At 66.2% G+C, this 14,631-nt stretch carries 12 protein-coding genes; 1 reads left to right on the top strand and 11 read right to left on the bottom strand.

Annotated elements, in window-relative coordinates:
• Positions 1-22: 22 nt before the first annotated feature.
• The 6 genes from ACIQPR_RS09270 to ACIQPR_RS09245 form a co-directional block, all read right to left on the bottom strand.
• A complete protein-coding gene (locus tag ACIQPR_RS09270; RefSeq protein ID WP_403644312.1) occupies positions 23-805 on the bottom strand; it encodes an ABC transporter permease in 783 nt (260 codons plus the stop codon).
• 86 nt (positions 806-891) lie between these two features.
• The gene (locus ACIQPR_RS09265) at positions 892-1,812 is read right to left on the bottom strand and encodes an ABC transporter permease (protein WP_403644309.1); all 921 of its coding nucleotides are present in this window, start codon (positions 1,810-1,812) and stop codon (positions 892-894) included.
• 18 nt (positions 1,813-1,830) lie between these two features.
• A complete protein-coding gene (locus tag ACIQPR_RS09260) occupies positions 1,831-3,048 on the bottom strand; it encodes an NAD(P)/FAD-dependent oxidoreductase (protein WP_403644306.1) in 1,218 nt (405 codons plus the stop codon).
• Positions 3,045-4,772 carry a hydantoinase B/oxoprolinase family protein gene (locus ACIQPR_RS09255; RefSeq protein WP_403644303.1) on the bottom strand — a complete coding sequence of 576 codons (1,728 nt, stop codon included), beginning with the start codon at positions 4,770-4,772 and terminating at the stop codon, positions 3,045-3,047. The genes ACIQPR_RS09260 and ACIQPR_RS09255 overlap by 4 nt, the downstream gene beginning before the upstream one ends.
• A gap of 38 nt (positions 4,773-4,810) precedes the next feature.
• A complete protein-coding gene (locus ACIQPR_RS09250; RefSeq protein WP_403644300.1) occupies positions 4,811-6,850 on the bottom strand; it encodes a hydantoinase/oxoprolinase family protein in 2,040 nt (679 codons plus the stop codon).
• An 830-nt stretch (positions 6,851-7,680) separates the two neighbouring features.
• Positions 7,681-8,889, bottom strand: coding sequence for a PucR family transcriptional regulator (locus tag ACIQPR_RS09245; RefSeq protein ID WP_403644298.1), 1,209 nt, complete (start codon positions 8,887-8,889; stop codon positions 7,681-7,683).
• Between the two features lie 197 nt (positions 8,890-9,086).
• On the opposite strand from ACIQPR_RS09245, the gene ACIQPR_RS09240 reads away from it, so the two are divergent.
• Positions 9,087-9,743 (top strand): DUF6308 family protein, encoded by a 657-nt coding sequence (locus ACIQPR_RS09240; protein WP_403644785.1) that lies wholly within the window; start codon positions 9,087-9,089, stop codon positions 9,741-9,743.
• Positions 9,744-10,218: 475 nt separating this feature from the next.
• Here the strand turns inward: ACIQPR_RS09240 and ACIQPR_RS09235 are convergent, their stop codons facing one another.
• The 5 genes from ACIQPR_RS09235 to ACIQPR_RS09215 all read right to left on the bottom strand — a co-directional run bounded on the left by ACIQPR_RS09235 (position 10,219) and on the right by ACIQPR_RS09215 (position 14,608).
• The gene (locus tag ACIQPR_RS09235; protein WP_403644295.1) at positions 10,219-10,629 is read right to left on the bottom strand and encodes a RidA family protein; all 411 of its coding nucleotides are present in this window, start codon (positions 10,627-10,629) and stop codon (positions 10,219-10,221) included.
• Positions 10,630-10,972: 343 nt separating this feature from the next.
• Positions 10,973-11,647 (bottom strand): GntR family transcriptional regulator, encoded by a 675-nt coding sequence (locus tag ACIQPR_RS09230; RefSeq protein ID WP_403644292.1) that lies wholly within the window; start codon positions 11,645-11,647, stop codon positions 10,973-10,975.
• Positions 11,648-11,685: 38 nt separating this feature from the next.
• Positions 11,686-12,882, bottom strand: a complete 1,197-nt coding sequence (locus ACIQPR_RS09225) for an NAD(P)/FAD-dependent oxidoreductase (RefSeq protein ID WP_403644289.1) — start codon at positions 12,880-12,882, stop codon at positions 11,686-11,688.
• Positions 12,882-13,685, bottom strand: a complete 804-nt coding sequence (locus tag ACIQPR_RS09220; RefSeq protein ID WP_403644286.1) for an amino acid ABC transporter ATP-binding protein — start codon at positions 13,683-13,685, stop codon at positions 12,882-12,884. The genes ACIQPR_RS09225 and ACIQPR_RS09220 overlap by 1 nt, the downstream gene beginning before the upstream one ends.
• Positions 13,685-14,608, bottom strand: coding sequence for an amino acid ABC transporter permease (locus ACIQPR_RS09215; RefSeq protein ID WP_403644283.1), 924 nt, complete (start codon positions 14,606-14,608; stop codon positions 13,685-13,687). Before ACIQPR_RS09215 ends, ACIQPR_RS09220 begins: the two co-directional genes overlap by 1 nt.
• Positions 14,609-14,631: the final 23 nt, after the last annotated feature.

The raw sequence follows: 14,631 nt of genomic DNA, 5'->3' as shown, positions 1-14,631 counted from the left end.
TGGTTATCGACTCGCGAATCAGTTAGTTGCGGTCGGAGGCGACGATGTCGCGCATCTGGCGGGCACCCACCAGCAGAACGATCAGCATCGTGACTCCGATCAGGACAGTTCCCAGAGCATTGATCTCCGGCGTGAGCCCCGTTTTGAGGAGCGAGTAGACCCGGAGCGGCAGCGTCGTCGTGCCGACGCCGTTCGTGAACGTCGAGATGACGATGGTCCCGAACGAGATGGTGAAGGTCAGCAGCCACGTGGCGAGGAGCGACGGGGCCATGAGGGGGATGGTGACGCGGCGCATGGTCTGCCACCCGGTACAGCCGAGGTCGGTGGCGGCTTCGGGAAGCGACGGGTCGAGGGTGGAGTAGGCACCCGTGAGGATGAGCACCGCGTAGGGAAGGGTGACGACGAGGTGGCTCACCGAGAGTGTGGTGAACCCGAGGCTGACGTTGGCCTGCACGAACACGGTCAGGAGCGCGGCGCCCAGGACGATCTCGGGGATGATCAGGGGTGCGGCGAGCAGACCCGTGAAGAGTTTCTTGCCGGGGAGGTTGCTCTTGTTCAGCCCGGCTGCGGCCATGAAGCCGAGGACGGTGGCCAGTGTCGCGGAGACAGCGCCGACGATCACGCTGGTGCGCAGAGCGTCGAGCAGGGGCGTGTCGTGGAGGAGTACGTCATACCAGCGGGTGGTGAAGCCGCCCCATTTGTAGGTGACGTCGGAGTCGTTGAAGGACAGCACGATGACGGCGACGATGGGCACGTAGAGGAACACGATCGCCGCTTTGGCGACCAGCCCGGTCACGACGTCCATCGGGTGTCGCCGCTGGCGCTTTCCTCGCGGTCGTCGCCGTGCCGGCGGGGTGCGGTCAGACTCGGTGGTGCGTTCGGTGCTGTCGGTCATCGTGGGGCTGCCTTTCGTCGAGCGCGCCGGGCAAGTGCGCCCAGGGCAAGAAGCGCCACGGCCATGAGCGCGAGCAGCATTGCGGATGCGGCTGCTCCCATCGGCTGATTCCGGTACTCGGTGTTGAGAGTGACGATCACGTTCCCGATCAGCTGGTTCTTGCCGCCTCCCAGCAGGACCGGGATGACGAACACGCCGAGGGAGGGGATGAAGGTCAGCAGCGCGGCGCCGATGAGCCCCGGTTGCACGAGCGGGAGGAGAACGCGCCGGTGGATTCCGAACCAGCCGCATCCCAGATCGGCGGCGGCCTCGGTGAGCGACATGTCGAGCTGGCGCATCGAGGCGTAGATGGGGAAGACCGCCGTCGGCAGGAAGATGTACAGCAGTCCGAGGAAGACGGCCCCGGTGCTGGGGATCCAGCCGTCGGTGGCGTGGTGCCAGCCGAAGACGTCGAGGAAGCTGCTGATGGGTCCGCCGGGGCTGAGGAGGTTGATCCAGGCGAAGACGCGGACCAGGAAGTCGGTCCAGAACGGGACGATGATCAGCAACAGCAGCATCGACTGCACGCGGGCCGACTTGGTGGCGATGTAGTAGGCCACGAAGTATCCGACGAGTCCGCAGATGATCGTGTTCGCGGTCGCCAGGTAGAGGCTGTAGGTCAGTACCTTCAGGTAGACCGGGTCGTAGAGCTCCCGGTAGTTCTCGAGCGTCCAGCCGCCCTCGATTCCGCCGTAGGCGCCGGCGTGCGCGAAGCTCGTGCGGATGACCACGATGAGCGGGATCACCACGAACATGATCACGGTCAGTGCCGCGGGCGCCAGGAGTCCGAGGTCGCTGAGGCCTCGAAGCCGTCGTGCGACGCTGGTCCCGTTTTCTGCGGGCGGTGCCTCACGAGGCAGGTCGTGCGTTACGGACACGGAAACCACTCTCCCTAGTTACCGGACGGCCAGGTGCCGCATGACCGGCGCTTCGGAGCCGCTCAGCGAGTCCGCAAGCCGCTTGCCGGTGCTCGGCGCGAGGAGCACGCCGAGCATCTGGTGACCGGCGGCAACCCATACCTGCCCTTGGCCGACGCGGCCGACGTAGGGCATACCGTCCGGCGTGAGCGGTCGCAGGCCGGCCCACTCGTTCTTGCGGGCCTCCCAGTCGACGTCGGCGAGGAAGGGGCGGGCGGCGTGGATGATCGAGCGGATGCGCCGCTGGTCGATCGACAGGCCGTATCCGCTGAATTCCATCGTTCCGGCCACCCGGACCCCGGAGTCCATCGGCACGACACCGACGTGTGCTTCTTCCAGCTTGAGCACGTGACGTGGCGGCGTTTTGGGGAAGATGTTGAAGCTGTATCCCTTCCCCGGGTACATGGGGATGCGGACGCCGATGGACTTGAGCAGTTGAGCGGACCACACGCCGGCGGCGACGACACACCGGTCCGCGACGAGGTCGCCCGCAGCGGTGACGGCGGTGACGGATCCCGGGGTTTCGATGAGCCGTTCCACGGCGGTGTGGGTGTGGATCTCGGCGCCCTCGCCCCGCAGATAGTCCGCGATCGCGTTGCAGAACTGGCCGGGATCGAGATACGCCTGGTCCCGCAGGAAGAAGCCGGCGCGGGCCTCCGTCCCGAGTGAGGGATCGGCCGCTTTGAGCTCGTCAGTGCTGAGGATGTCGCCGCAGTCGATCGTCTCGCCGAACAGCGAGAGGTATTCGTCACGGCTTCCGATCGAGCGCTCCCGGCTGGAGTACACCTGGAGGTAGTCGTCCTTCACCAGCTGGAAGGTCCCGATCTCGGACTGCATGTGCCCGAACAGCTCCAGGCCGTCCTTGCCGAGTTCCGTGAGAACGCGTGTCCCGTGCCGGAAATCGCGAGCGTTGGACTTGGCGAGCAGCCGCAGGAAGAACGGCAGGTTGCGCAGCACTTGCGTGGGCCGCATCGACAGGGCGCTGCCTTTCGCGAACACATTCGCGAGGGCGCTGACGACCAGGCCCGGCTCGGCCAGCGGAGTGGCGACGGCCGGGCAGATCTCCCCGGCGTTTCCCCACGACACTCCTGCGGCGATGCCGCCGCGCTCGACCACGGACACCTCGTGTCCGGCCTGATGCAGCCAGTACGCGGTGGACAAGCCCACGGCTCCTGCACCGACGATGAGCACCTTCATGCCTGACGGCCCTCCAGTTCCCGCCACTGGGCGGGGTAGTGTGCGCGTACGTGAACCTCGGACACGTACTCCGACTCGAGGTCATTGAGGATCTGCTCGGTGGTGCGCTGCTGCGGGGGTCCGTAGCCGCCGCCACCGGGCGCGTAGAAGGTGAGCGTGTCCCCGTGGTCGATGCTGATCGTGGGGCCGGCCTGGAATTCGAGGCGGTGTTCGCGTTCCGTGCCCTGGTTGATCACCCATGCGCTTCCCTCGGCGGGTCCGCCGCCGAAGAGTCCCTGCGGCGGGATCGCCGAGCGCTGTGAGGTGTGCGAGAGCAGGCCCTCGCTTCCCAGGCACTGCCACGACAGGATGAGTCCCAGTCCGCCGCGGAACTCGCCGATTCCGCCCGAGTCCTGGCGCAGTTCCTTGCGCAGGTAGAGCACCGGTGCCTCGATCTCCGTGCTCTCGATCGAGGACGAGGCCACGTTCGTGATCCATCCCGGCATGCCGTTGAGGCCGTCCTTGCCGGCCCGGGCTCCCAGCCCTCCGGTGCTCGGTCCGGTTCCCTGGTCCCAGGACTGGCGTCCGGTGAGGTCCGCTCCGAGCGTGGCGGGATCGGGGTTGATGGCGGTGGCGTTGCAGTACACCATGCCGCAGGAGTTGGCGACGACGTCCTGCGGTACCGCCTTGGCCATCGCCTCGAAGACGAGGTCGACGATCTGGTGGGTGATGGCCATGCGCTGGTAGACCGCGGCCGGCTCGCGCGGGTCGACGAGCGTTCCCGGCTCGGTCCGCACCGTGACGATGTTCGCGGTTCCCTGGTTCTTCGGGATGTCCGCGGGCATGAGGGCCATGAGCCCGAAGAGGCTCGCTGAAATGGTGGCCGACTTGGGGCAGTTGATCGGGCCGACGATCTGCTGGGCGGTCCCGGAATAGTCGAAGACGATGTCGTCGCCGCGCACGTCGATGGCGAGCTTGAGCCGGTGCGGCCCGCCCATCGAGCCGTCCTCCAGTACCTGCGTCTCGGCCTCGTAGCGGCCGTCCGGGATGCGCTCGATGTAGGCACGGGTGCGGCGCTCCGCGTAGTCGATCTGGTTCTCGATCGCCTCGGTGACCGTCTCCAGCCCGTACTTGTCGACCAGGTCGAGGAAGCCGCGTGCGCCGACCCGGGCGCCGGCGACCTGCGCGAGGATGTCGCCCTTTTGCGCGTAGGGGGCGTTGGTGTTGGCGAGGATCAGGCGGAACAGCCGCTCGTCGAGTACCCCGCGGCGGAACAGCTTGATCGGAGGGATACGCAGGCCCTCGTCGAAGATCGTGGTGTGCCAGCCCTCGGGATCGACCCCGCCGGTCCCGGCCAGGTGCGCGAAGAGCGTGGAGAACCCGAGCAGGGTCTCACCGTGGAAGATCGGGTAGTAGACGATGAAGTCGGAGGTGTGATGCGCTCCCAGGCTCCCGTCGATGAACGGGTCATTGGTCAGCAGCACGTCGCCGGGCTCGATCTGCTCGGCCGGAATCTCGTTCTGCAGCATCGCCCGCAGGCACGGGCCGAGCGCGTTCAGGTGGACGGGAACGTTCGCCCCTTCCGCCAGGAGCCGCCCGCTCGCGTCGAAGATCGAGGACGAACAGTCCTTGCCCTCCTTGATGACCAGGGAGTAGCTCGTCCGCTCCATCGTGTCTGTCATCTGCTCGGCAAGGGATTCCAGATAGCTGCGAATGACCTCGACCGTGACCACGTCGACTGCCATGTACTGCTCCTTCCAATTCGGTCCGCGTGGCGCGGCGCTCAGCCCTTGATGACGAGATCGCCGGACTCGTCGACCACGCAGGTCTGCCCGGGCAGGACGACGATGGTGGTCAGGTTCTCCTGCACCACGGCCGGTCCGACGAGCGAGGCACCGGCCCGCAGCTGCACGCGGTCGTAGAACCGGGTCTCGTGCCAGTCCCCGAAGTACGCCCGGTGCGTACTGACCGGCTTCGGCGACGGGGAGCCCTCGACTTCGTCGATGCGCCACTCGGACACCTTGGGAGCGCGCACGAGCGCGTGGGTCTTGACGTTGACGAGCTCGACCGGGTCCTCGGGGGCACAGTGCCCGTAGCGCTGCGCGTGGGCCTCGTGAAAGGCATCCTTGACCCGGTCACGTTCCCGGTCGTCGAACACACCCCGGCTCGCTATCGGAAGCTCGTAGGTCTGCCCGAAATAGCGCAGGTCCAGGGTGCGGAACACCTCCGCGTCGCCGGGCTGGATCGTCTCCGCGGCAAGCTCCTCGAACAGCTCCGAGCTGATCGCTGCGAACGCCGCCTCCACATCGGCCGCCGGGAACGCGTCGAGCAGACCGCGCATGACCCGCAGGTGATCGTGCCGCTCGTCCGTGATGAGCAGACCGAGCGCCGACGTGTTGCCGGGATCACGCGGCACGATGAGGGAACTGACCCCCAAATCGCGTCCGAGGAACCCGGCCAGGAGCCCGCCGGCGCCACCGAAAGCGATCATGCCGAGGTCCCGGGGATCGTGCCCCCGCTGGACCGTCATCCGGCGCGCGGCCCGCAGACAGTGGGCCACCGCGATCTGGACGATCCCGTAGGCCGCCTCCTCGATGCTGTAGCCGAGCGGCTCGGCAACCCGCTGCCGGATCGCCTCTCGCGCCGCCTCGAGATCGAGGTGCGAGCGGCCGCCGAGGAAGCGGTCCGGATTGATGTAGCCCAGCACGAGCGCGGAGTCGGTGACGGTCGGCTCCGTGCCGCCCCTGCCGTAGCAGACGGGACCGGGCGTCGCACCCGCGCTGCGGGGGCCGACCCGCAGCGCCCCGCCGTCGTCGACCCAGCCGATCGACCCGCCGCCCGCGCCGATGGGGTGGACCTCGACCACCGACTGCTGAATGGGCTGATCCTGGACCTCGCCCTGCAGCATCTCGATCGGCCCGGACTCGAGCACGATGGCGAAGTCGGTGCTCGTGCCGCCGGTGTCGAGGGAGATGACCTTCTCGATGCCGTGCCGCTCACGCACCACGGCGGCCGCCATCACGCCGGCCACCGGACCGGAGTTGATGATGCGCACCGGGGCCCGGGATGCGGCCTCGAAGGACATCGTCCCGCCGTTGGACTGCATGACGTTGAGCGAGCAGTCAATGCCGATTTCCCGAATGCGCTGCTCGAGATGGCGCAGGTGCGAGGACAAAGCCGGCTTGACCATCGCATCGATCGCCACGGTGCTGGACCGCTCGTACTCTCCGACGGCCGGGCTGATGCGCGAGGAGATCGACAGATGAAGGTCCGGCGCGTGCTTAGTGAGATAGCGCTCGATCTGGAGCTCGTGCTGCGGGTTGGCGTAGGAGTGGAGCAGGCACACGGCGACCGATTCGGCTCCGGCTTCGCGGATGTCCTCCAGTACGCGAGCGAGGTCGGCTTCGTCCAGGGGGTGGATCACCTCACCCCGGTGGTTGATCCGCTCGGCGACCTCGAAACGGCGGCTGCGGGGGATGACCGAGCGCGGCTGGTCCCACTGGACGTCGTACACGCTGCCGGTGCGGAAGGAGCGTCGCAGCTCGAGTACATCTCGAAAGCCGCGCGTCGTGATCAGCGCGGTCCTGGTCGACTGGCCTTCGATGATGCGGTTCACCATCACCGTCGTGCCGTAGACGACCATCGCGATCTCGTCGGCAGCGATCCCGTTGACGGCGATCAGCCGCTTCAAGCCGTCGATGACGCCGACCGCCGGGTCATCGGGGGTCGACGAGACCTTGTCCACCCAGGTCTGACCCGAATCCTCATCGAGCAGAACGGTGTCGGTGTGCGTCCCGCCTGTGTCGATTCCGATCCGGTACACGTGACCTCCCACTGGCTTCGGCTGGTTTCAGCCATCGCTAACGTGCTGCAACGATGTGATGAACTGCACGTGGCAAGCTACATACCGACGCACTAGGGACCGCGTCATGCTTCATCCATCCGTATGAAGACCTGCTCGCGGTGAACCCGCTGTGATGCGCCATATACATCCCCGGTGGCCAAAACTGTTCGCCAGCATCAACGCAAGCGGGACGAGTACGAGCAGCGTGATGACCAAGACCGCCTGGCAGCCCGACAGCGGCTCGCACCAGCGCCGACCGCGCCGCGGGAGAAGCGTGCTGCGGACCCAGTGAGGGCGCCGCACCGGGTTGTCGCGGGCGTTGCCGCCACACCTCAGCCGGGGAACTGCACGCGATGAGGAGCCCCTACCGGGGACGCTGAGTCCCGGCGGTCGGAGCTTGCCGTCAGCGACCCGCTAATAAGAACGTATGTACGAATCATCGTGCGGCCAGTTGCGGTCGCCGTGGCCACCTGGTGCGACGATGTGCCGGACACACACCGCACGCTGCACCTCAGCGGCGCCTGTGCCACCAGATCCGGCTACACCTCGCCGGGCGGTGCTTGCGCAGGTGGTCCGCCATGGGCCGTCTCGCGTTCCAAGACACCGAAACGAGCCTGCTGCGGGTCACCCCTGCCGTCGCCCTTGGAGTCGATGCTCGGCATCCGCTCACGCCGGAGATCGGCTCCTGTGTCGGCGTGCGTGATGATCGCTGCGGATGGGGCCTGCCGATCAACGCCGGCCTGGTCCTCGGCAGTGCGCTGATGCGCGGCGCAACGCGCCAGGGCATGGCGTTCAAGGGCCGCCAGGAGCTACTGGTCCTCCGCCTCGGGGAACTCCTGGTGGAGCCTGACTGCGAGGATGTACTCGAGCATGTTGACTGGGTCTCGCGGGTCGGCTCCCGTCACCTTGGCGATGCGGTCGAGACGGTACTTCAGTGTCTGCCGGTGGATGAACAGCGCGTCCGCGGACACCCCGGGACGGAATCCCTCGCTGACGTAGTGAGCGAGAGTCGGCAGCAACTCCATGCCGTGGCGGCGATCGTATTGGCCGAGTGGATCGATGTATCGCGACATCAAGTACTGCACGGCGTTGTGTTCGAACAGAGAGGCGAGAACGGTGGACACGACCGTGTCTTCGGCGTAGGCGATCGTGTGTCCCGTACGAGGCGTCCCGGACAGGGTGAGGCGGGCCTCGAGGATCGCGCGCCTGAGCTGTCCCACACTGTGGTGCGGATGAGAGACGCCGGCTCTGACCGAGGGCTTGCCCTTGCTGCGAGTGCCCTCCAGCTCGAGAATCCCCGCCAGCAGTCGCTCCGAGTGGCCTCGGTCGGCGCTGTTGATCACACAGAAAACCCCGCCGTTCAGCTCCCCCACTGCGATCGGGATACCGATGTGGCGCTTGTCCTCCAAGACGCCGATGACGTGGTGCCTGGCGCTGAGGGAGTCTGCGGCGAAGGCGATGACCCGGATACCCTCGATCGCATCGATGCCGTACGGCCCGAGCACTTCGGTGATGCGAGAAACCTCGACGGCGCCGTTGAATACCGCCTCGAGCAGCGAACTGATCTTGCCCCGGTCCAGTTTCTCGTTCGCCGCACCGTAGGTGCGCGCCAGCAGGACACCGAGCCGGCACTGCTCGAGAACCCGGAGTTCGTCCGCATTCAAGTCGCGGTCGGTGACGCACAGCAGGAACGTGCTCGGGCGGCCCACGAACCGGATCGGGATACGGTGGATCTTGACCCGGTCGCGCTCGATCACGCCCTCATGAGCGCTGGCTGCGCCGGCCTCCTCGATGAGGTCGAGGAGTGATACCTCGCTGGAGAAGTGGTGGCCACGCTGCTCGATCACTTCCGCGCTTGAGCCGACTACGATGAGATCGCAGCGCCTCAGCAGCGGAGCGGCCTGATCGAGGATCGCTGGAAGCCCACCGCCCGCCGCGACCGCTCGAATCTGCGCCTCGAACGCGCGCTGTATCGAAGCGGAGGCGGGTGGATCTTGTTTGAGAACGGAGTCGGACACTGTAAAGGACTCTAGCGCGCCCACCCCAGCGAGGCGACCACAGGGTATGCGACCAGCTCTCGTGCCTCACCGGGTGGCCCGCAGAGCCGGCGTGGTCGTGGTGGGCACGTCTCTTGTCGGTCCATCGTTGGCAGTGAGTTGTTCGGCTCGGCGCATCGCGCAGCGGCATGCGCCAGGACAGGACGGTCGGCGTGAACATGAGGATCGCATCGGCGTTCCTGAGCCTCGACGACATCCTCGACCTGCTCTACGGCTACGACATCAGAAAGATCGATGTCTACGACCTGGGATTGGTCACCGAGGGCACGTCCGCCCGTCGGGTCATCGATCCCTTCCGGTTCAGCTTGGAGGATTGTGCGCGCGTCATAGCGTTGGGCGTGGCGATAGATGCGCATGTGCTCTTCGACATTGTCGCGGTGGGCCGTAGCACCGTCCTGCACGAGATCCCAACGGCCTCGGATCTGCGCGACTTCAACGCCCGCGAGCAACCAGAGGTCTGGGAAGACGTCGTTCGGGTCTACGAACTGCTGCGCTACCAGTACAGAATGGGCGCGACCCTCGCCACCGCACTGCTGCACATGAAGCGGCCGAGCCTGATCCCCGTGCTGCTGGAGTCGAGCGTCTCCCTCTACACGAACAGCGCCGTCGTAATCGCCTCCGAGATGAAGTTCGGGGTTCCCCTGTACTGGGAGGCGATCCGCCAAGACCTCCTATGGAACGAGACGGCGCTGAACGCCCTGCGATCGGCCCTCACGGAAAGGGTGGACTCTCGATCCGCGAAGCTGCTCACACTGTCCGATCTTCGGCTCATCTGCATGATCGCGGAGCAGTACGGAAGCATGTTGCTGCCCTGAGCAGCCACAACTTCGCCCAGGCGAGGACACGCCGCGGAGCTTGAGCTCGCTGCCGCCGGTTGAGGGTGCGCATGATCGTCCGGGAAGCCCTTGATTGCCCTCCAGCCGTAGCGTTCCCACTGACCCTGGCATATGGCAGGCATCAGTAGGCACGCTCGCGGCGTATCCACCTGATTACCTCAACGGTTGTGCGCGTTCTCGGCGCCGAGTGAGCCGTATAGGCAGCGGTTTCCCGTTGGGTGAAGCCTTTTCTCCCGGACTGGTGGCTGTGATTGGCCTGTTCTTGGGGTTCACGCAGGCCATGGTGCGCGGCTGGTACCGGGCAGTCGGTGAACAGCCGCTCTTGGTTCCTGGGAGGATGGCGTTCCGCCGCCACGCCAGGCCGTGAACATCCCGGCGCGGGACTCGCCGTTGACCAGCTCACGCCAGGACGCCAGGTGGGCAGTTCGCTGTGCAAGTCGGCGATTACACGGCCTTAATCGATGACGGCGAGGGCGTCTATCTCGATCAGGAGTCCCTCCGGCAGGCCGACGTAGACGGTGGCGCGGGCATGGGGCTCGCGCAAGTCGGCGAAGTACGTGTTGTAGGTCTCGTTGAACTCGTCGCTGTGGGCGCCGTCGGTGAGGTAGACGCGCAGCATCATCACGTCGTCCCACGTCGCGCCGCCTGTTTCGAGGACGGTCTTGACGTTGGCGAGGGTCTGCAGTGTCTGCTCTCGCACGGTGGGCCCGGCGAGCGTGTGGGCAGGGGCCACATCGGTGGGCAGGAAGCCCACTTGTCCCCCGACTTGGACGATGTTGCCCTTGCGTACGCCGTGCTTGAACGCGGCGGACGGGGCAGAGTGCGTGGTCGGCGTGATGGCTGTTTTGGCAGGTGTGCTGGTCATGTGAGGAATTCCTTGCTGAGGTGAAACGAGGGGGGGTACTCCGCCGGAACAGCGCTGGCCGAGCCTGGATGCGACGGCGGCGCTTGAAGCCAAAAACTCTGCGAATAGGCCACGGTTTGTGAAAGTCGCCGTTCGAGGAGGCGGGCTGTGGTGGTCCCCCGTTGGTCCTTCGGGCTGGTTATCGATGCGGGGAAATACAGGCTGCCTCAGGGCAGGCTTCACCGTTCGGGATGAAGTGGAGTCGCCGCGGTGAGGCGCACGAAATTGCCGTGGTCAGGAGGGGGAAACGCTGTTTGTTGTCGGGCTGCAGGTCACCAGGTAGACCTTCTGGGCCGGGTGTCGTTCAGCTGGCGAAGGTTTTCGCGGCGCTGGCCTGGTCTCGCTCTGCCTGGCTGGCTACCTCTTGCTCGGCTTCGTCGAGTCGTGCGGCCAGGTTGGCCCGTGCCTCGGCGATCGCACCGGTGACCAGCAGGTGTGCGAACGTCTTGTGCTCCGCGAGTCCTGCTTCGAGGTCCGTTCCGGTTGCGGTGATAACCAGTCGCAGTTTGTCCATCAGGTGCCGGTGCGCCGCCAGGAGATGCTGGGAGCCCAGGAGTGCGACTACCTCGGTGTGGCAGCGCATGTCGGCGTGTACGAACCCGGGTGCGTCCTTGCTGCGGACGGTGTTCTCGAGTTCGTCTACGGCGCGGGTGATGCGCTCCAGGTCCTGTGTGGAAGCGTGTGCGGCAGCGTCGACTCCGCCGAGTTCGAGGAAGCGTCGGGCGCGGTAGATGTCGTGGACGTCCTCGGGGCTGAGCGTGGTGACCTGGAGTACCCGTGTGGTCGGGTGGCGGGTCAGCAGTCCATCGAGCATCAGGGTATTGAGTGCTTGGCGGATGGTTGCGCGCGATGCTCCGAGGTCTTCGGCCACTGCCTCCTCGGTGACGGGCGTTCCGGGGCTCAGACGCCCGCTGAGGATGCGGTCCCGCAGCATCGCGGCGCTCTTCTCGGCAACGGTTTCACGCTGAATGCGGGTCATGCACCCCGGGTCCCTTCTTGAAATAACTGATGTTGAGACTACTGCTCGCCCGGCCGGCGCGGTGCATCCGGCCCCTTGGCCACGTGAGCGCTGAGCAGCCGCTCTGGCCGGAAGGGGGTGAGCTGGTCCTGGATAACGCCAGTGGAGATCTCCTTTGCGACGAGTTCGCCGAGCAGGGGGGCGAGGGTCACGCCGCTGTGTGTGGCGACGGAGTAGAGCCAGGGCAGGGACGGCACGGGGCCGGCGACGGTGAGTCCGTCGGCGGGTATCGCGCGTCGGCCGACGCGCAGCTCGGTGATGGTGGCCGTCTGGGTGTGCCGGAGAATCCCGGCGAGGCGGTCGAGCATCTCCTCCGCGACGGCGGAGTCGGTTTTGGGGGTGTGGCGGGGGTCGGCGGTGGCGTCCAGATCGAGGGCCTGCAGCATGAGCCGTCCTGCACCGTCGGGGTGGACGTTGAGGTGGGAGGTGGTGATGAGACGGGTCAGGGAGACCGGCAGCGGGTTGGTGACGGCGAGGTAGCCGACGGTGACGTCACCGGCGTGCTCGAACGTTGCCATCGGCAGGGTGATGCCGGCTTGTGCGAGGACGGTGTCGGTCCAGCGTCCGGCGCAGGTGACGACTTGGTCGCAGCGGATGGCGGTGCCGTCGGCCAGGCGGACGACGGGGCGCTGGTTCTCGACCTCCAGGGCCTTGACCGGGGTGCCGATGCTCATGTGCACGCCGAGGTCGGATGCGGTGTTGAGCAGGTGCGCGAGGTAGAGCTGCGGGTAGCAGTATGCCTCTCGGGCGAAGTAGGCGATGGGGCCGGCCGTGTCGGAGACGAGCAGGTCCGGTGCGAGCTGGCGCGCAGCCTGGGGTGTGATGAGTTCGGCTTGGTAGCCGAGGTCCTGCAGCCGTGAGACTCGCTGCTGGAGTTCGTGGCGGTGCGCGGTGTCGGTGGCGACCTCGATGTGGCCTCCGGTGCGCAGCCACTGACCGCCCGCGGTCTGTGCAAGGCGGTGGTGTGCTTCGAGGCCCGCCAGGTTCAGTTCGTAGTACTCGCGGGGTTCTTTGTTGTTGGAGTTGACCCAGGCGTAGCTTGTGGCTGAGGTGCCGGTTCCGGGCGCGTCCTGTTCGACGACGGTGACCCGGGCGCCTTGTCGGGCGAGTTCCGTTGCGACGGACAGACCGATGACGCCGGCTCCGATGACAACGACCTTCACGTGAGGGTTTTCCTTTCGGGACGGCCGATGCATCAGAGCACTTTGCCGAGGAATGCTTGGGTCCGCGGATGCTGCGGATTGGTCAGGCACTGGGAGGGTGTTCCGCTCTCAATGACGATGCCCTGGTCGATGAACACGGCGTGGTCGGCGACCTCGCGGGCGAAGCCGATCTCGTGCGTGACCACGACCATGGTCATGCCCGATCGCGCGAGATCCTTCATGACGTCCAGGACCTCGCCGACGAGTTCGGGGTCGAGTGCAGAGGTCGGCTCGTCGAAGAGCATCAGCTTCGGCTCCATGGCCAGGGCGCGAGCGATGGCGACGCGTTGCTGCTGTCCGCCCGACAGGGCGCTGGGGTAGGAGGATGCCTTGTTGCCGAGTCCCACCCGGTCCAGGAGTTCCATCGCCCGCTTCTTGACGATGTCCCGCCGTTGCTTGCGCACCCCCACGGGGGCCTCCATGACGTTCTCGAGCGCTGTCATGTGGGCGAAGAGGTTGAAGCGCTGGAACACCATGCCGATGTCGGCGCGCTGCCGCTCGATGGCTGACGGGTGCAGCTCGTACAGCCGGCCGTTGCGTTCGCTGTAGCCGACGAGCTGTCCGTCCACGGTGAGGCGGCCGGCGGTGATGGTCTCCAGATGGTTGATCATCCTGAGGAAGGTCGACTTTCCGGACCCCGAGGGGCCGAGCAGCGTCATGACCTCCCCACGCCGTACTTCGAGGTCGATGCCTTTGAGGACCTCGACGTTGCCGAACGTCTTGCAGACGCCCTGCGCTTTGATCATGGGCTCCGCAGCGGCGGTGCTGCCGGGAGCGGTGATGTTCTGGGTTTCCATCAGCCCTCCGGGCTCTGCTGGGCGATGCCGCGCGCGCGGGCCCTGGGCGCTGCGCGCCGGGAATCAGGTCGGTCGCTGCGGCTGAAGCGTCGCTCCAGGAAGTGCTGGCCGACGTTGAGTATCGATGTCATCAGCAGGTACCACAGCGATGCGGTGAGCAGCAGCGGAATGGTCTTGAAGTTCGTGGAGTAGATCAGCTGGGCCGAGTAGAGCAGCTCGGGGAATGCCAGGACGCTCACCAGGGAGGTCGTCTTGAGCATGTTGATGACGTTGTTGCCGGTCGGCGGAATGATCACGCGCATGGCCTGAGGAAGGACGATGCGTCGCAGCGTCCGCAGCCGGGACATGCCCAGGGCCTGGGCTGCTTCGGTCTGACCGCGGTCGACCGAGAGGAGGCCGGCCCGGACCACTTCCGCCATGTAGGCGCCCTCGTTCAGGCCCAGTCCCAGGATGGCGGCGGCGAACGGCGTGATCAGCGAATTGGTGCTGACGGAGGCGAACTCCGGGCCGAAGGGAACGCCGATCCCCAGGCGGGGGTACAACGCGGAGGCGTATCCCCAGAACAGGAGCTGCACGAAGACGGGGGTGCCTCGGAAGAACCAGACATACGCTGAGGAGAATCCCTTCATCGCAGGATTGCTCGACAGCCGCATCACCGCCAGGAGCACGCCAAGGGTGATCCCGATGGCCATGGCGATGACCGTCAGCTCGATGGTCTTGACCATGCCGAGAAGGATGTCTCCGGACACGATGTAGTGTCCGACCACGTCCCAGCCGAAGTTCTTGTTGGTCAAGAGGGTATTCACGAGCATTGCCGCCAGGACCGCACCGACGGCATAGGTGATCCAGCGGCCGGGATGCCGCAGTTTGACCACAGCCTCAGGCTGACGTTCCGTTCGTTCCGGTGCGCTTATTGCTGCCATACCGCGCTTTCCTTCCAGATATC

It is taken from the genome of Streptomyces sp. NPDC091280 (genome assembly GCF_044768565.1).
Classification (GTDB): Bacteria; Actinomycetota; Actinomycetes; order Streptomycetales; family Streptomycetaceae; genus Streptomyces.
The sequence above is the reverse complement of the archived record's forward strand: the minus strand, read 5'-3'. Positions and strand labels throughout refer to the sequence as shown.